Consider the following 19,792-nt stretch of genomic DNA (forward strand, 5'->3'; position numbering starts at 1 on the left):
AATTTTATTGTCGCTTATAATTATGTAGTTAGAAAAAGATACTCATTTATCAAAATTCGTTCTCAGTTTCCTTTTTCTAATTGTTGGCAAAGAATTGCATAAGGGATGGTAGCGGCATCCTTTTTTGGAGCTTTTTCTGCTCCAAAAAAGATATAGCGTACAGCCCGACCCGCTCCCGACCCCTCGGGATTTTGGCGGGTTATGCCCAAATATTTATTTACCTTTAATTTGTTTCAAAGCCGATTTGATTCCACGAATTAACGATGAGCTAAAACCATGAGATTCCATTTCACTTAACCCAGCAATGGTGCAACCCTGCGGTGTTGTTACGCGGTCAATTAATTGTTCTGGATGTACTTGTTCTTGCATAAGCATCTCGGCAGCTCCTTTTACAGTTTGTGCAGAAATAGCTAAAGATGTTTTCCAGTCAAATCCAATTTCGATTCCGGCTTGCATTGAAGCGCGCATATAGCGCAAGGCAAATGCGGTACCAGATGCTGCCAATACAGTAGCTGCGTCCATTAATTTCTCATCTATAACAGGAGCTGTCCCTATTTCTTGAAATAAGGTCACAAGTTGCTGACCGTAGCTTGCTTTATCTTCTTGGAAAGAGATACATGTGGCCGACTCACCAAATTGAGCTGCAATATTTGGCATTACACGAATGGCGTGGTGCTCGGCGCCAATTTTACTTTGAAGCTTTTCTATAGAAAGACCACTCACGGCCGAAGCTATAATTTTATTGGACAAAGTAGGAAGAATTTCTGCCAATACTAAGTCAACTTGATATGGCTTTATCGTTAATAGAATAACTTCTGCTTCCTGAATATTGTGATTATTATTTGAAGACACTGTAATGCCTAATTCCTCAAGATATTTTATATTGACAACATTACGACGTGTGACTGTCACATTGTGTCCCTGAGTAAACTTAGCAATTCCTACAGCAACTGAAACACCAAGGTTTCCTCCTCCAATGATATGTATTTTCATTTTTTTATATTTTTTCGAATCATATACTAGTAGATATGAAACGTATTTTTTATTGTATTATTAAAACCCAAGAATGAATCTCGCAATAGAAAAGTAAATTAAAATTCCGCAAATATCATTACTCGTTGTTATAAAAGGACCAGTTGCCAAAGCAGGATCAACTCCGAACTTATCCAACATTAACGGTACGAAAGTACCAATCAAGGATGCGATAATAATTACAGAAATTAATGCACTACAAACTACAAATCCAATAATTAGGGGTTCGTCTAACAGAAAGTAACTCCCCAAGAAAAGGATTACCGCTAGAATAGCACCATTTAATAAACTCAACGAAATTTCTTTTATAAGTCGATTGAACAATGAACCACTCAAAGTATCATTTGCCAAACCTTGTACAATTATTGCTGACGATTGGACTCCTACATTCCCGGCCATTGCCGCAATAAGTGGCGTGAAGAAAAATAATTTTCCGTGTTCTAGCATAGCGCCTTCAAACAACCCAAGTACTCTTACCGTGATAAAACCACCTAAAAGAGCCAGTACCAACCAAGGCAAACGTGCTTTGGTCAATTCTAGAATACTATCATCTGCCTCTACATCTTTGGAGATACCTGCTGCCAACTGGTAATCTTTGTCGGCCTCCTCACGAATTACATCAATAATATCATCGATTGTGATGCGTCCTACCAGTCTGCCCATAGCATCAACCACAGGAATTGCTTCTAAATCATACTTCTGCATGATACGTGCAACCTCAACATCTTCTGCATCAACACTTACCGAGGTTACATTGTTGATATAAATTTCAGAAATCTGTGCTTTTGTAGAGGTAACCAATAAATCTTTTAAGGATAAACGACCTTTAAGACGATTTTCATCATCGACTACGTATATTGAGTGTACACGAGAAACATTTTCTGCTTGAGCACGCATTTCTTTAACACAAGTTAAGACATTCCAATTCTCATTTACCTTTACAAGCTCCTTACCCATGAGTCCACCAGCGGTGTCTTCATCGTAACGAAGCAAGTCGATGATATCTTTGGCATGCTCAATGTCATCAAGCTCTGAGATAACCTCTTCTTTCTTGGATTGTGATAATTCAGCAATAATATCTGCCGCATCATCGGTATCCAACTCATCTAACTCTTCGGCTATTTCCTTTGCCGAAAGTCGACTTAATATATTTTCACGCAAATCATCTTCTAATTCTAGAAGAATCTCTGCTGTTTTTTCTGAATCTAATACCTTAAAAATATACGTAGCCTCATCAAAATCCAGTTCGTCTAATATTTCGGCTATATCAGCATGGTGCATGTCATTCAACAAAAATTCTAATTCTTTGTCGTTTTTAGCTACAATATGCTTCTCTAGTTCGAGAATTAACTCTTTACTGATTTTGAATTCCATCGGCTTCTATTTTTTGGGTCAATTCTAAAAATTGGGCTACATTTAATTGTTCTGGTCGAAGGTTAAAAACTTCATCTTCCCGCAGTACATCAGACAAATTTAGGGTTTTTAAACTGTTGCGCAAAGTCTTTCTACGTTGCTGAAAGGCAGTTTTCACTACAGTAAAAAATAGTTTTTGACTACAGGGTAAACTAAAGTCTTTTTTACGTCGTAAACGCAAAACACCCGATTTTACTTTGGGCGGCGGATTGAATACATTTTCATCTACTGTAAACAAATATTCGGCATCATAAAACGCTTGAACCAAAACAGATAAAATACCATATGCCTTTGTTCCTTTCTTCTCACAAATACGTTCTGCTACTTCTTTTTGAAACATGCCTGAAAACTCGGGTATTTGCTCCTTGTACTCTAACATTCTAAAAACAATCTGAGTCGAAATGTTGTACGGGAAATTACCGATTATGGCGAACTGCTTACCTGCAAAAATCTCGTTGATATCGTACTTCAGGAAATCTTTTGAAATTATTTTATTTTCTAATTTTGGATAATTTGCGTCTAGATATTCCACTGATTCGTTATCAATTTCGACCACATAGGTTGTCACTGGTTTCTCTAACAAATATTTTGTTAGCACTCCCATTCCAGGACCTATTTCCAAGACATCATCGTATCCTTCTAGATTTAGAGTATCTGCGATCGCTTTGGCTATACTTTCATCTTTTAAGAAATGCTGTCCTAGATGTTTTTTTGCTTTTACTTTTTCCATTTTCTGCTTGTCTTTTTTTGCCACAAAATTCTAGGGCATACATTTTTTCTTACTAGACGACTTGCCCATAAGATATTACAACATTATTTGTCATTAATAACAATCACTTTTTAATGCTCTGAAATAACTTGTAATTCGGTACGGAAGATTAGCATCTTATCCCCAAAGAGTTTTTGTCCCTCTTCTTGAAAAGTACCCGCGTTTTCTAAATAATATTTTTCTAACGTTTCTTTACTGTCTGTGGTGTACTGAGTAGAGTAGGTTACTCCGCCCATTTCTTCTTCAACCAAGACACGTACTAAGCGTGCCGAAACAAATTTACCCGTTGCAATCATTTCTGGAATGTGTTTGTGTTGCATCCAGATCATCCATTGGTCGTGTAGGCTTTCGTGTATGTTGGTGGTAACGTTATATATTATCATGTTTTTATTAAAATTATAAATTACTGTTTCTTTTTTAAAACTTAAATTTTAGAGATTTGTATCTCCCCTTAAAATTCTAAAACTTTTTCTAGACTCTACAAAATAGATACTATCTTGATGTCCAAAAAGTACTTTCTCGTACAACTGTTTTGCTTTCTCGGTATCTTTTAATTTTTTATTATAGATCTCAGCCGAGAAATATAATGCTTCATCTATATAAATTCCATCACTGTGTTTATCTATTATTTGTTGATACTGAGATAAAGCCTGTTGGAAATCACCTAATTTCTCAAAGACTTTTCCTAATCTTAATAAAGCGACACTCTCAATTTCATTGTCCTTATAGTTTTGTAAAAGTGACTTAAATTGAATAATGGCCTCATCGTTTCGGTTTTGATATAATAGATAATCTCCTTTTGCAAATTCTTTTAATGCCGTTTGGGTCGAATCTGCTACAGTATTATCATTAATTAACAAATAATATTCCAAAGCATCATTTGCAATCAATTGTGTACTTGCCGATTTTAATTCTTTGAACTGCTTCAATGCCCATGAAAAATCTGCTTTGAAATAACTCGTTTTGGCCGCTTTCAAACTTGCCTCATGTGCAACTGCATCATTTTTTAAATCCAATTCGATTTGAGAATAATACAAGAGTGCTTGGTTGAATTTTTCTTCGAAAAGTAAAATATCTGCAAGTTCCATCTTGACCTGCGCTTTCTGATATTCATTCAATCGTAAATCCATAGCCTTTTTGACGATCACTTTGGCTTCTTCTGGTTTTTTCAAATTAAACGCTACAAAATGTGCTTGCAGTAACTGCAAAGATAAACTAAAAGGCGTTATTTCAAATTCTTTAAGTAGTGCTTCTAGTTCAATCTCGATAAGCGTATAGTCACTCGGTAGCGCTTTATCGATTTTCATTTGAATTAAATAGGTATTGGCCTGTATTAATAACTCTAAATCTTTAGAGTTTTCCAAGACAAAACTGAGTATTGTTTTTGCCGTTTCAGTATCTTCTTCTTCAATACTAGTCTGTGCCAGATTAATGATATTTGACAACGAAATCGGATTGCGCTTGTAAACTGCTTTTTCCTGAATAAAAGCTTTCGAAAATTCTTTTTGCTGTACATAGAACCAGCTTAAAAAGTGGTTCCAAAATACATCTTGATTTTTTTGAACTCGAACAATTAATGCCTTACGCAATAAATCAGAAAACGTCTCGTCACTTTCGCCTGTCATGTATCTAGACATTTGATTCTGAATTAAAACAGCATTTTGAGGATTTACATAGGCTTCTTCCAAGAAAGTATCGACCATTTTCTCCATATTTCCCAACTGCCCATAGAGCAAACCTTTTTGATAATTGAAGGTGAGATTTGGCATTTTTAATTCTGCGGCTTCGTACGATTTTAAAGCATAGTCTAGTAAAACTTTTTTCTCAAAAGTTGCCGCAACGCCATAAACATCATATGCATTAACACTTATTCGATTAATTGCTTGATCGTAGTAAATTTTGGCTTTGGTAGAATTGTTTTGTAGTTGATAATTGTAGCCCAATTCAACCAATACTGGAGCTTGTTTGTACCTGCTAAGCTGTGTATTGATTTCTTTTTCGGCAACATCAAATTGCTGTAATTGCTGGAGGCATTCAATAGTTCTGATGAAATACTGAAGATTTTGAGGAACTGATTCTAATAATTCTTGGTAACTAATTTTTGCTTTTTCGAAATCTCCTTTATCGTAGTAATATTGCGCTAATTGTTCATTCTGAGAGAAACTAACCAACGAGCATAATAAAGCGATAAATAGGTAGCCCTTTTTCATATCCTGAAAAGGTTTTTAATTTTAGAATTAAAAATTTCTTTTTATACCATTAAGAGATGAAGATTGTGGTATAACACCTCTTCACCTCTCAATGGTTAAAACTTATATTTGCTAGTGATATTACAAACTAATTTATAATATCAAATCCACAGTAAGGGCGCAATACTTCTGGAATAACAATTCCGTCAGCTGTTTGATAATTTTCAAGTATACCTGCAAGTACTCTAGGCAAAGCCAATGAACTTCCATTTAAAGTATGTGCCAATTGGTTTTTACCATCCTTATCTTTAAAACGTAATTTCAAACGATTCGCTTGAAAAGTTTCAAAATTTGAAACAGACGAAATTTCTAACCAACGATCCTGCGCTGTTGAGAATACTTCAAAATCATAAGTCAAAGCAGACGCAAACCCCATGTCACCACCACACAGGCGAAGAATACGGTAAGGCAACTTTAGCTCGTTCAATATCCCTTTGATATGCTCTACCATTCCGTCAAGAGCTTCGTATGATTTTTCAGGATGTTCAACACGTACAATTTCGACTTTATCAAATTGGTGCAAGCGATTTAAACCACGTACATGTGCTCCATACGAACCAGCTTCACGACGGAAGCAAGGAGTGTAAGCAGTAGTAAGTACAGGTAATTCTGCTTCACTCAAAATCACATCTCTAAACAGATTGGTTACAGGAACCTCTGCTGTTGGAATTAAGTATAAATCATCTGTAGCATCATGGTACATTTGACCTTCCTTGTCTGGCAACTGTCCTGTTCCATAAGCTGAAGCTTCGTTTACCAAATGAGGGACTTGTACTTCATTATATCCCGCAGCTGTATTTTTATCCAAAAAATAATTGATTAAAGCACGCTGCAAACGAGCGCCTTTTCCTTTGTAAACTGGAAATCCAGCACCTGTAATTTTATTCCCTAATTCAAAATCAATAATATCGTATTTTTTTACCAACTCCCAATGTGGTTGTGCCCCATCATGTAATACTGGAACTTCTCCGGCTTCAAAAATATTTAAATTTTCTTCGGGTGTTTTTCCAACTGGAACTATGTCAGCAGGAAGATTTGGAAGTGTATATAATTTTTCGGTCAGTTCGGCTGCCAAAGCATCTACTACTTCTGCTAATTCTTTACTTTTTTCTTTAAGAGAAACTGTTTTTTCTTTCAGAATGGCTGCTTTCGCTTTCTCTCCACTCTTCATCAATCCGCCAATGTCTTTGGATAATTTATTAGATTCGGATAAGATGTTGTCCATTTCAACTTGTGTGGCGCGACGTTTTTCGTCTAGTGCTACTACCTCTTCTACCACAGTTTTGGCATCCATATTCTTTTTTGCCAAAGCTTGGATTACTGTCTCCTGATTCTCTCTAATAAATGCAATTTGTAACATAGTTTAATTTTTATAACTCTAGTTGTTCTTTTGATAAAGTAAGCAAATTTAAGGAAATGTTTCATATAAAAAGGGACAAACTCAAAAACTTAAATCATTGTTTTGCAAACAAAAAAAGACCGCCTCGAGAGACGGTCTTTTGTTTGTTACATAGCAATTATAACTAGTCGATAACAATCTTTCGTGTACTTGTTTTTCCTGCTTCCGTAATTTTCATCACATAAGTTCCTTTTTTAATTGTAGAAACATCTAGCAAACCTGAAGTTACATCTTTTGAAAGTACTTGGACGCCTAAGATACTGTAGATAGTCACCTTCTTTACTTCCCCACTATCACTATTTATAAAGATTTTTCCGCTAGTTACTGGATTTGGATAAACACTTAATCCTTTGATATCGTTTTGTGCAACTGCCAAATTAGCCGCAGTCTTTACTTTCAAATTATCCAAGTACATACCATTTGTACCATTGTAATTAAAATACATCATCATATTTGTGTTGGTCGCAGTTGTATAACTTGCTTCAACAGCAGAAGCAGGACTAGATACAACAAAATTATTTGCTGTAGTTGATTCGGGATCAACATAAGAAGTTGACAAATCTTGTCTTACCTTAAGAGTCCACGTATCATTAGTCGGCGCATAAGTCACCACTACAGAAATAGCATTGCTCCCGATAGTAATTCCATTTACCTTAAGTATTGTGGAAAAAGTCCCGTTATTAATTCCACCAGTAAATACACCTAAGGCGACACTATTTGTAGTTCCTCCATCTTGACCAGAGAAAATAACTGCATAGCCATTTCCAGCATCTGATATAGGCGCATTTGCTACAGCATCAGTAGCTAAAATCAAACCTCCACATATTCCTGAAGCAGGAGTTAAAGCAGTTGCTAATTGTGTCAATTGAGCCCCCCTATTAATACGCATATTATAAGACCAAGTAAGAACATTGCTATTATTCTTTAAAATGGGATTAAAACCAGAAATAAAGCTACTCATAGGGACAGCAATCGTTGTTGCCGCTTTACTATCTGCCGCTGAACTTCCTTGTACACTTAAATTTGTAGCATAGGTTGCAGATGCGGAAGTATAAATACAGTTCAAACCACTAGTTCCATTTCCTGAACTTAAATTCCAACCACTGGCAGAACTATTATAACCTGTGTAAGTATAAAGACCGGAAGAAACACTACTTGAAGGTGAGGAGGCAGCAAAAGGTTTATTTAGTGTAGCATCAGGAGAGGGAAATGATGCAGGGTCAAAATTGTCAAAAAACAGTGTTGTTTGACAAAAAGAGCTAGCTGCAGTAAGAGTCAATGCAGCAATTAAAAGTAGTTTTGTTTTCATAAAATGTAATTTAAAGTTAGTTATAGTATGTTTTTAAACTGGTTACCCAGTTTGATTTACCAAATATATATGTTTTATTTAACAATAAAAAAACGTATCTGTTATTTTTTATAATAAAAAAGGACAGATACGTTAAAAAATTTACATTCTGTATTGATAAATCACCATACAATTGTTAAAAAGAGTCGACACTAATTTTTCACTATAATCTTCTTTGAAGCAAGTAATACACTGCGTGCATCTAAAATTTTAATGATATAAATGCCATTAGACAGGTTATTACTGCTTACTGAGTAATGACCCGCATCGTTTGCTACTAAATTATTTGAGAACAAAACTTTACCATCCAAGCTTAATACTACAATTTTTGAAGCCTCTCTTGTTGCATTAGCATAAAGATTAATAGTGTGAGAAACTGGATTTGGATATATCTCAAATGAATTACTCAATTGGTTACTTATTACCGATAACACTGCAGCTTTTCCATAAAATTCAATTTCAGATATGGTCGCATAATTAGAGCTATTATTCCCTTTCCCTACTATTCTAACATAGCGAGCAACATTTGTAAAAGGGAATGTAGCATAAGTTGCAGATGAAGCAGCAGCACTTTGCACTCCCACTGCTTCTGAATAATTAATTCCATCAGTAGAAAATTGTACATCATAAAAATACCATTTTGATGAAGTACCTGTAGTTGCTAGTTTTATTGATTCTAATGTATAAGCTGCTCCCAAATCATAAGTGATGATTCCACCATCAGCATTGTCAGACCATCTCGTTGCCGCATCTTTATCCAATGAATTTATAGCATAATTGGCATTACCACTTCCCACTTGTTCAGAAGTAGCGGTTGCTGTAACAGGACTACCACTTACGCCAGTATTTATCAACGTTGCTCCCGATGGTGCACCATCTTGAGTAATTGATAAAACTGTTGGAGCAATGGAATTCCCCGTTACTGTTAAGTTTGCCGTTCTACTTGTAGTAAGTGTGTTTTTCGTTGCTGTAACAACGATAGAGCCGTTACCAGAACCTGCTGTCGTGTTTATACTTAGCCAACTATAATTATCAACACTAGCTGTCCAAGAAACATTTGAAGTAATAGCTGTTGTCTTACTTTCCCCGTTAGCAGCTAGAGCCGTAATAGAAGACAACGCTAACGAAGGTCCATCTTGAGTAATCGCTAAAGTAACTGGATCAACTCCAAGACCAACTACCGTCAATAAACCAGTCCTAGAAGAACCTGTGTTATTGGCTTCAGAAGTAATTACAATTGTTCCATTACCTGTTCCTGACGTAGTACTAATACTTAACCAACTTGAATTGTCTACAGTTGCGGTCCAAGATAAATTGCTAGTAACAACCGTTGATTTTGCTTCGCCTCCTATAATAAACCCTGTGATAGGTGATAAAGCAAGAGGTACATTTTCATAAGCCAATGGCCCTACTGTTGTAGCAGTCATAGGTAAATAACGTACTGATTCTAAGCTATACTGATCGGCTCCAGGATTACTAATAGACGGTCTTGATTGCCCCTCGATATCTTCATTATTTATTGTCCCTGACTCATTAGTATATAATGGTGTGGTATCACTAGATTTCCAAGTATTCGTAGCACTATTAAAAACCAAGTTAGGATTTTCAACAACTACTTGACTTGCATTTGCAAGAGTCGTACTAGTTGCTCCGCTAATAAGGGTTGCAGTACCAGTGGGGAACATCAGATTATTTTTCCAAGTCACATCAGATCCTTGATCTTTATCATCAACAACTCTAACCAAACTATTTCTATCACTAGTAATTAAATTATTAGCGATTGTAACTTCTTTCATTTTTTGACCATAAGCTCCATTATTCGAAAACCCTAATTCAATTCCTTGATCATTATTAACTAATGTATTGTAAGCAACTAAAAGACGTTCTATTCTGTAATGCTTAGTTAAATCTTGTGTTGTTGAAGTAGTATTCCAAATTGCATCTCCTTGCGTTAAAGTAATTGGCGCATCCCATTTGGTACCATTCAAACCTTCAAAATAATTATTGATAATCACATGGTCTGTCCCGTACACGCGCATTCCTCCCGTGTACAATTTTGTAGTACCATCTGGCGCTGTTCCAATAGGTCGTCCGTTCCCAAAAAAATAATTCCCTTCAGCTCTATTTCGGTTTCCGTGTCTAAAAGAAAGAGTACCATAATTCCCTCTAAAAGTATTGTGTCTAATGATGTTATCGCACGACTTAACAGATAGCACTTCTGGATCTCCATCACAGTTTTCGAATAAATTATATTCGACTGTTGTAAAACCACTGGAATTTGACATACTACTCCAACCCACACGCACAGACTCTTGCTCGTTGGTAGCTCTTGGTGAATTGTCTTTAAAGTAGTTATGATCAATCACATCATATTGGGACTGTACTTTTGCATCGGTTCCATCAATAGTAATGTAATGGCCCGGTAAATTTTTGTCTTTAAAAATGTTATGATCAATGCGATTGTGATGACTAAGAAATTGATAAGGTACTGTAGTGTCATCATAAACTCCACCGATATAGACCCATTTCACAGATGATATACCATCTGATATAGTTAACTTAAAAATATTACGCGTTACCCTAATGTTGTTACTACCTTCAAACTTTACAATGGTACTTTTACCAGTACAATTAAAATTAAATCCTTCCAAAATTATGTTGGATGATTTTTTGAAAGCAAAATAAGAATCTCCTGTAAATGTTACTCCACCAGTAGTTTGAGGTTTAATTATTATAGGCTTATCAGAAGATGCATTTAATAAAGTTGTCGTCACTTTAAAACTTGCATAACTTCCGTCTTTGATATAAAATGTTCCTCCCGTTGCCGCCGCTGCATGTAATGCTGTCTGTAAAGAAGAAGATGAGCTATAAAGCGTTTGAGCTGTAAGAGCATTGATAAATAGGAGACAAAATAATAGCCAAAATTTAGGCATCACTTTACCTGTACTAAAAGTAATTTTTTTCATGATATTATTGGTTTGGTTAGTTAAAGAATGGAAAACCATATTGGTTTACCAATTTAAAAAACCAAATATAAAAATAATATCGATATAACCAACAAATTAGTAAAATAATATTAACTGACTTAAATACAGAATATTAAATCATGTATAACAATCCTATTTTCGAAAAAAATGAGCAAGCATTATAAGTTGATTATTATAGAACAGACAGATGAATATAAAAAAACCCAACTTACATCGATATGTAAATTGGGCCCTTTATTTATATACTTTTTTTAATCTAACTACGATAAAATTACTTCTTATCCTCGGTAACATTATGAGTTTTCAACCACTCTTCACCTTTACTATCGATGAAGAAATCCATCCAAACATAATACATTACCTCTTCTTTTTCTACAGAAACGGAATGCATAGATCCTAATGGAATATGAAGTAAGGAATATTGTGGGAAGTCTACTTTTGCTTCATCAGCATACACTACACAATTGTTATCTGTTAATCCTAGAAACAATTGCTCAAGCATAGGGTGCTTGTGCGCTCCAACTTTATCTGGCCCTTTTGTTTGAACGGTTCCCATGGCAATTCTAGGAATAATTTTGTTAGGCATAATGGTACGACTAATCGTATTTGGACTTTTAATAGGCTCTGTGTATGGTTTGCAATCTGTAAATTTTGCATAATACACTTTCTGAGTATTCTCTACAGGGAATTCTTTAATCTCTATTAAATCTTGAGCCGAGAGTTTACTAGTTATTTTTAAATAATGTAATGTGTCGTTTTTTGCCGTAGTGATCGTAACATTTTTCGCTACGTTGGGCAAAAGGATAGTTTCTGGAACAATTTCATAATCGGAACTTGCCGCATTTACATTTCCTTTTCCTTTAAAAAATAAGTAAATGGTCTTATAACCGTCTTGCGCTTTATCGACAATAGCTTTTTTTCCTGTAAGTGCAATGTGATTAACTGTTATTCCATTAATCTCCTTATCCAAAACACTTTGCGAATATTGATTTTTATTTTTCTCTAAATTTGTATTTAGACTCTCGATTGGAATTTCTTGACTGAACATTGTTGTTGAAATCGATAGTAGTAAGAGGGAAGCTGTTATGGTCTTTTTCATTTGTTTGTAATTATAGTTGTTGATCGTTATGTTAATCGTAATCTGTGTTAATAGCTATTATTCACTTGACAATTATTGCATTTTAATTATTTGCAAGTAAACTTTAAATTGGTTAACCAAATCTAGTTAAATTAAACTAGATAAAAAAGCTAGCTGTTATTTTCGAAATAAATTATTCCTCTATAAATACTCACCGAACTGAAACGTTTAGTATTTCATCCGTTAATAATTTACATCACTTTCTAAAATAAAAAAAAATATACCGTACAATTACATTGACGGTATATTTAAAAAAATCTAAATCTAACTAACTTATTTTGTGAGAATATAATCGTGCTATCCTATCGTACTGATAATAAATAGCATTATTTATTAGCTTTAAATAGTTTATCTCGAGCCCACTATTAGCAGGCTCGAAAAGAAACTATATTCTTTTTATATGACATTTTGTTTTCGAAAAAACTTATAATGCTAAATTTGGATTTCTTAAAACTTCTTCTGCAGGTATTGCAATCAAATAATTTGCATCTGTAAAACTTTTATTACCTTCTAATCCTGAAGCACCAAATACTGTTGGACCTAATTTTCTTCTTACTATATCGTACCATCTTTTTTGTTCGAAAGCAAGTTCTATTCTACGTTCTTCTAATACAGCATCTCTAAAAGTTGCCTGAGTTGATCCTATAGCATCGATAGGAAATAAACTAGGAACATTACCATTGGTAACACCTCCGGATCTTGCTCTAGCTCTAACAAGATTCAAATAACCTTCCGCTTCAGCTATACTACCACCTGGAATTTCGTTAACAGCTTCTGCAGCAATAAGTAAAACTTCAGCGTAGCGCATCATGATGTAATTTTGACTAGATGCTCTACCTTCTGCTCCTGGAGTATCTCCTCTAAGACGGGTATATTTTGCAATATAGGGTTGGTTTTGATTTCTGCTATCTGCAGCTTTAAAACCAGTATATGGAGTAACTGGTCCATCAACAGCGCCAAACTTCGCAGTAGCATTAAAACTAACTTGTCTTCTATAATCTAATGCATTATAGGATAAGTACGTCTTCAAAGAAGGAACCATAACAGCCCAACCTTCTTGACCTACACCAAATTGATTGTCTTTTCTAATACCCGTAAGAGGTACTAAATAATCTGTACTGTAGTTTCCAATTGAACTATCTCCAATATAATCAATTAAGAAAATTGGCTCTAGAGAACTACCCGATTTATCTGCATCAAACAAATCTTGATAATCTGCTTCAAGTTCAATATTATAAATTCCTTTTTTAGAAATAAAATCAGTTGCTTCTGTGTAAGCATTTGGATAATCGCCCATTGTTAAGTATACTGAAGCAAGGTAAGCACTTGCCGCTGACTTAGCTGGTAATGCTCTAGTAGCTTGTGTGTTTGGCAACCATTCTTTAGCAAATTGTAAATCAGCAATAATGTTTGCATAAACATCAGCAACCGGAGTTTTTGTCACATTACTTGCTTCTGCTACATCTGATACTGGTTTATCGAAATACGGAATTGCTCCAAACTGCTGTACCAAATGAAAATAAGTAAATGCTCTTGCAAAATAAGCTTGCGCTATCAAAGGATTTTTGACAGATGCCTCTGCAGTTACCAATTCAGCTCCAGCAATAGCTTGATTTGCAGCAGCAATAATTTGGTACATTATTTTCCAACTTTGTAACGTTTGTCCGTTATTGGCCAGATCCGTTAAATCATTATGATTCCTTCTATCTACAGAGGTGTTTGGATCAGAAATTTCGACAATATCACTACGTAACATCAGCGTCATTGCTGTCTCTCTCCCCATAAAATATCTGTTAGCCATATAGCTGTAGGCACCTTTTACAGCGATCTCTACTTTATCCATGGATGTAAAATAACTTTCTGGAGCTAGTATTCCAACAGGTTTTTCTTCTAAATCAGAACATCCAATCATTGACAAACCGATCAATGCGAATATGTATTTATATCTTTTCATAATCTCTTTTTTTTTAAAATTTTAAATTAAGGCTAAAGTTTACTGATCTAATTGTTGGGTAATTACCAAAATCAAATCCACTTGTTGTATTACCTGCTGAGCTGCTTCCAGCACTATCGGCAAAATAACTTACTTCAGGATCCAAACCAGAGTACTTGGTTAATGTCAAAAGGTTTTGAGCACTAACAGTTAATCTAATTTTATCCATACCTAACTTATCTGTAAACGTTGATGGGAAATTATAACCTAAAGCAATATTCTTTAGTCTTATGTAACTACCATCTTCAATAAAACGAGATGATAAATCTCTTCTATTAGCAATACTTGGCGTATTGGTATCTGTATTTGTTGGAGTCCATGCATTTAAAACTTCTTTTGTAGCATTTGAATCACCATTATACAACTGTACATTAGTTAAGTTGAAAATTTCACCACCTTGAGAACCTTGAAAAAAGATATTTAAATCGAAATTTTTGTAACTGAAATTATTTGTAATACCAAAAGTATAATCAGGGTTAGGGTTTCCTATGATTTTTCTATCATCTGTAGTAATAACTCCACTCCCATCCAAATCATTATACAATGGATCTCCTGCAACAGCTCCTGCCAATGTAGCTGTACCTTCTGGTAAAGCTCCACCTTGCCACACACCTTTTGATTCAAATCCGTAAAATACACCTGCAGCTTCACCTTCTCTTAAAATATGAGTATCGGCTCTACTAAAGTAACTTGGAGATGCATCAAGATAAATGTCTTGACCATTCAATAAAGTTTTTATTTTATTCTTGTTAGTCGCCCAATTGAAATCTGTTGTCCAGCTAAAGTTTTCATTAGTTATGTTTCTAGTATTCAAAGAAACTTCAAAACCTTTATTATTTATTTCACCAACATTCTTTAAACTTGCAGATGTCAAAAACCCTAAATAAAGTGGTTGACTTGAATCTGCAATAATCAAATCTTTGGTGTTAATGTTATAATAGTCTAATGAAAGTGACACTTTGCTATTGAACAATCCTAAATCTACACCAATGTTAGTTTGATATGAAGTTTCCCATTTTAAATTTTCATTTGCTGCTTGATCTGGCACAACCGCACTTACAATGCTTCCACCATACAAACCATTAATATTATCAAAACGTGCTAAAGATTGGTAAGCACTAATTGCTTGATTACCCGTTAAACCGTAACTAGCTCTAATTTTTAAGTTTGAAACAGTCTCACTATCTTTTAGGAAATCTTCATTTGAAATTTTCCATCCAATTGCTCCAGATGGGAAGATTGCATATTTCTCATTTTTTGCAAAATTAGACGAACCATCTCTTCTTATTGTAGCTGTCAATAAATATTTATCATCGTAATCATAGTTCAATCTTCCAAATTGAGACTGAATTTCTTGCTCTACTAGAGATGAAGTCGGAATCAAAGCAGTATTACTACCAGATAAATTGTAGAATGAAAAATCATCATCAATAAAATCTTGGGCACCAGCTGTAAATCTAAAAGTTGTATTCTTTTGATAAGAGTATCCTGCTAGAACAGTTAAATCTCCTTTACCCAATGTTTTCTTGTACGTCAAGTAGTTTTCACTCAAAACTGTAGTACCACGTTTGTTACTAATAATCGCAGTTCCACCTCTACCTCCGTCATTGGCAATCAATGTAGAAGGAACATAAGAACCATTAGTTTCATTTACTGTACTATAACCAAAAGTAGTTTTAAAGGTTAAATTTTCAATAATATCATAATTCGCGTATAGATTAGCTCTATAATTATCTGTTTTAGTTTCATTTACCCTTTGAGTTGCTACAGCATATGGATTATCTACATTTTCACCAATTGAGTTGGTTGTAAAATCTCCATTCTCATCATAAATCCCTCTATCTGGTGTAAATCTAAACATCAATGAAATCACATCATCACCACCACCATTTGCAGAATCTCCAGTTGATTGCGTCGCAATACCATTTTTAGAACCAATACTTCCAAAAAGATTCATTCCTAATTTTAATTTGTCAGTTACCTGTGCATCGATATTAGAAAGAAAAGTTATTTTTTCGAAATCAGAATTAATAACGATACCATCTTGCTTGAAGTAATTTGCAGAAGCATAGAAATTTATCTTATCACTACCTCCCGAAAATGAGAACTGGTGATTTGTAGTACTACCACTTCTATATAAAAGATCTTGCCAATCTGTATCTGCAGGTCCTTGAACATATCCAGGGTTAAAAGTTTGCTGATAAGCAGCAAATTCATCAGCATTAAGTAAATCTAATCTGTTTGCTGTATTTGATACTGAATAATTTGAATTCACTTCAATAGACAGTTTCCCACTTCTACCTTTTTTTGTTGTTACCATAACAACTCCATTAGAACCTCTTGAACCATAAATCGCAGTTGCCGAAGCATCTTTTAATACTTCAATAGATTCAATATCATTTGCTTGTGGCATAGAAGCTCCAACAAAACCATCAACAACAATAAGCGGATCACTACTTGCATTAATAGAAGTATTACCTCTAATTTTTATACTAATCGGCGCACCAGGTTCACCACCATTATTTGATTGTACCACCACACCAGCAGCACGACCTTGTAGTGCTTGTGTAGCATCTAAAACCGGAAAAGCATTTATTTCTTCTGATTTAATAGAAGAAACTGCTCCTGTAATATCACTCTTTCTTCGAGAACCATATCCTACTACTACAACTTCATCAAGCTGACTATTATTTTCGATCAAAACTACATTAAGCGTTTTTTGATTGGTGATTGTAATAGACTGCATTTTATAACCTATATATGAAAACTGAAGAACATCTCCTTTTTTAACATCAACTTGAAATTTACCATCCAAGTCCGTTGCAGCACCTTTTGTAGTATTTGCAATAATTACATTTGCACCAGGAATAGGCATTTTATCTCCATCTGATATGGTACCAGATAATCGATATCCACCTTGTGCATACAATGATATATTGAATATCATTATTAACACGAATGTTATTTTATTTTTTAAATTCATTTTCAATTTATTTATTATTAATATTAGTTAGTTTAAGAATTAAGTAAGATTGAAGATTAAGTTTTGCATTTCATATTAGAATAATTTTGACGGTTATTAATGTGAATTTTGATGATTAATAAAACGGAATAACCAATTTGATTAACCAATCTGGTTATCCAAATATAAGTCATATTATTATGTTAAAAAAAGATTTTTGCATAATAATCAAAAAAACTACTTGAAAAAGGCGGATTGTAAAAATTTAATCAATTAAAATTACACAATTAGCAAAAAAAATTGAAATAAACAAAATCTTAGAATTTAGCATGATGTAGAAAGTTGAAGGGTAAAAATATAGCCGTCAAAAACAATCGATAGCTAAAGAGAAAATTGTAAAATATATAGAGCGAAATTGGGAAAGAAAAATAATGGGCTATATTGATCAACTTTTCAAATTAAGGAGAAATGAAATAGCCATTTAAATAATCATAAATTCAAACAACTTACTAGTAACAAGAGATTTAGAAGTCTTTTAAACGAAAAGATTATTGTTAAAAAATAAAGTGTATACAATACGTTTTATATGTAACTAATTGAAATTTAAGCTTATAATTTCCCGAAGTGAAAAATTTAATTTTCAAGCGTTAACAATTATAATTAATCTGCATTTTATCCACATAGATTTTACAAATAAAATAGTAACCTTTATAGAATATGACGTTATAAATTGCCCCTAAAAAGATTGTATAATTTCTATTTCTATAAATTAATTAATTTTATAACAATATTACGTAATTTCTTATAAGCGATGTAATTTTATATTAAATCTCAACTCGTTATAGGTAATAAAGTTTCATGATTTTAGCTGAAATATCAGCATAAAACGTTTCCTTATAAAACTTATTTCTTTAATAATTAATCGAAAAAATATAGATTTTTAAAAAAACTTTTAAATTCAAAACTGAATAATTAAATTACAATTTTGAAAATAAACAAAAAAAATACCGGCCTGATTATCAGGCCGGTATAATATAGAAAAATTGAAACACTTAGTGATTAATTAACTAGTAACCAGGATTTTGAGTAATTACATTAAAACTAGCTGAAATCTCAGAATCAGGTATCGGGAACAAATAAAAATTATTACTAAATGATGGGACACTAGGTATAGCTGAGGCCATTGCAGTTTGCGTTGCACCTGCAGTTACTTTATTGTATCTCAACAAGTCAAACCATCTTTGTCCTTCAAAAGCCAGTTCTAATCTTCTATCTTTTGCGATAGCTTGTCTAACTGCAACTTGCGTATCAGCCAAAGTTGGTCCACCAGCTGCATTATATAGTTTCAAACCTGCTCTAGTTCTAATTTTACTTAATTCGGTTAAAGCTAAAGTTCTTGATGCAGTAGCATCTGTTTCTTCATTTAAAGCTTCTGCATATAATAAAATAACGTCTGCTAATCTAAGTTCAATCCAATCAACTTCACTACCCTTAGGCGTTCCTGTTGCAGTCGGATATTTGGATGATTGATATCCTTTAGTAACCGTTACATTTGCTACAATAGTTTTTGATCTTCTCAAATCGGCAGTCCCTACAGCATTTGCATCACTAGCAGTAAATGCATTTACTAAAGAAAGATCTACTGTATTAAAATCTGCTTTTGTATCACTACCTGTGTACCAAGCCCAAAAATCAGTTCCAGAATAGTCATCTGATATTGAACCTGAAATTTGTGAAGCAAAAAGTGTTTCAACATTTTTATCTACAGTAAAAATAGTTGCATAATTAGCTCCCGAAATTAAAGAAAATCCTGCAGCAGCAGCACCATTAACAACAGCTGCTAATTCTGTTTTGGCAAGTGTAAAATCACCCGCATTAGCTCTAGTTAAATATACTTTACCCAACATACCTTGTGCAGCATATTTTGTAGCTCTACCAGTAGATGCTTTTGCAGAAGGTAAGACATCTCTAGCAGCTATTAAATCTGCTATGATTTGAGTATAAACATCAGCCACAGAACTTCTCACTAAAATAGATGTGTCTGCCGTATCTGGAGCATCTGATAAATTGATTGACACGCCACCAAAAACTTGCACCAATTTAAAATAAGACAAACCTCTTAAAAATTTTGCTTCAGCTACTTGAGTTGCATTTGAAGATTTATTGATCACTATATTACAACTAAGTATTGACTTATACATAGTAGAATAAAAGGGACGAAAAAACAGCGCTTCTTGACTCTTAATCGCATTGCTATTAAAACTGTCAAAATCTGTATTTGGCGCTTCGTCCATATTTGCATTGTCTGCTCTAAAGTCTCCCATTACCGCCAATGGAGTAACTGCATTAACTTGATAGTAATAGGCAGCATACAACACATTAGTAAAATCTGTTAATGACTCTGATTTCGGATCAACACTTGGTACTTGATCCAAATCTGAGGAACATGCTGTTGTTAACAACAATGACCCCAATAATATATATATATATTTCATCTCTATT

13 protein-coding genes are annotated in these 19,792 nt (G+C 34.0%); all 13 read right to left on the reverse strand.

Features of this window, described 5'->3' with window-relative positions; genetic code table 11:
- Window positions 1-62: 62 nt before the first annotated feature.
- The 13 genes from LXH21_RS04800 to LXH21_RS04860 all read right to left on the reverse strand — a co-directional run bounded on the left by LXH21_RS04800 (window position 63) and on the right by LXH21_RS04860 (window position 19,785).
- On the reverse strand, window positions 63-209 hold the full coding sequence (locus tag LXH21_RS04800; RefSeq protein ID WP_239863100.1) for a hypothetical protein: 147 nt from the start codon (window positions 207-209) through the stop codon (window positions 63-65).
- A 4-nt stretch (window positions 210-213) separates the two neighbouring features.
- Entirely contained in the window at window positions 214-993 is a 780-nt protein-coding gene (gene proC / locus LXH21_RS04805) for a pyrroline-5-carboxylate reductase (protein ID WP_239863102.1), read from the reverse strand.
- Window positions 994-1,053: 60 nt separating this feature from the next.
- A complete protein-coding gene (mgtE, locus tag LXH21_RS04810) occupies window positions 1,054-2,406 on the reverse strand; it encodes a magnesium transporter (protein ID WP_239863103.1) in 1,353 nt (450 codons plus the stop codon).
- Window positions 2,387-3,175, reverse strand: coding sequence for a 16S rRNA (adenine(1518)-N(6)/adenine(1519)-N(6))-dimethyltransferase RsmA (gene rsmA / locus LXH21_RS04815; RefSeq protein WP_239863104.1), 789 nt, complete (start codon window positions 3,173-3,175; stop codon window positions 2,387-2,389). Before rsmA ends, mgtE begins: the two co-directional genes overlap by 20 nt.
- Window positions 3,176-3,285: 110 nt before the next feature.
- Window positions 3,286-3,597 carry a DUF4286 family protein gene (locus LXH21_RS04820; RefSeq protein WP_239863105.1) on the reverse strand — a complete coding sequence of 104 codons (312 nt, stop codon included), beginning with the start codon at window positions 3,595-3,597 and terminating at the stop codon, window positions 3,286-3,288.
- A 48-nt stretch (window positions 3,598-3,645) separates the two neighbouring features.
- Complete coding sequence (locus tag LXH21_RS04825; protein WP_239863108.1) at window positions 3,646-5,424, reverse strand: tetratricopeptide repeat protein; 1,779 nt, start codon at window positions 5,422-5,424, stop codon at window positions 3,646-3,648.
- A 127-nt stretch (window positions 5,425-5,551) separates the two neighbouring features.
- Window positions 5,552-6,823, reverse strand: a complete 1,272-nt coding sequence (gene serS, locus LXH21_RS04830; RefSeq protein ID WP_239863109.1) for a serine--tRNA ligase — start codon at window positions 6,821-6,823, stop codon at window positions 5,552-5,554.
- Between the two features lie 163 nt (window positions 6,824-6,986).
- Window positions 6,987-8,171: a T9SS type A sorting domain-containing protein gene (locus LXH21_RS04835; RefSeq protein WP_239863110.1), complete on the reverse strand. Its 1,185-nt coding sequence runs from the start codon at window positions 8,169-8,171 to the stop codon at window positions 6,987-6,989.
- Window positions 8,172-8,362: 191 nt separating this feature from the next.
- A complete protein-coding gene (locus LXH21_RS04840; RefSeq protein WP_239863111.1) occupies window positions 8,363-11,176 on the reverse strand; it encodes a chondroitinase-B domain-containing protein in 2,814 nt (937 codons plus the stop codon).
- A gap of 292 nt (window positions 11,177-11,468) precedes the next feature.
- Window positions 11,469-12,296, reverse strand: a complete 828-nt coding sequence (locus LXH21_RS04845; protein WP_239863112.1) for a cupin domain-containing protein — start codon at window positions 12,294-12,296, stop codon at window positions 11,469-11,471.
- A 463-nt stretch (window positions 12,297-12,759) separates the two neighbouring features.
- Window positions 12,760-14,289: a RagB/SusD family nutrient uptake outer membrane protein gene (locus LXH21_RS04850; protein WP_239863113.1), complete on the reverse strand. Its 1,530-nt coding sequence runs from the start codon at window positions 14,287-14,289 to the stop codon at window positions 12,760-12,762.
- Between the two features lie 13 nt (window positions 14,290-14,302).
- On the reverse strand, window positions 14,303-17,275 hold the full coding sequence (locus LXH21_RS04855) for a SusC/RagA family TonB-linked outer membrane protein (RefSeq protein WP_239863114.1): 2,973 nt from the start codon (window positions 17,273-17,275) through the stop codon (window positions 14,303-14,305).
- A 1,082-nt stretch (window positions 17,276-18,357) separates the two neighbouring features.
- Complete coding sequence (locus LXH21_RS04860; protein ID WP_239863115.1) at window positions 18,358-19,785, reverse strand: RagB/SusD family nutrient uptake outer membrane protein; 1,428 nt, start codon at window positions 19,783-19,785, stop codon at window positions 18,358-18,360.
- Between the last annotated feature and the right edge of the window lie 7 nt (window positions 19,786-19,792).

The sequence above is a fragment of the Flavobacterium algicola genome, from assembly GCF_022399565.1.
In the GTDB taxonomy this organism is placed as follows: Bacteria; Bacteroidota; Bacteroidia; order Flavobacteriales; family Flavobacteriaceae; genus Flavobacterium; species Flavobacterium algicola.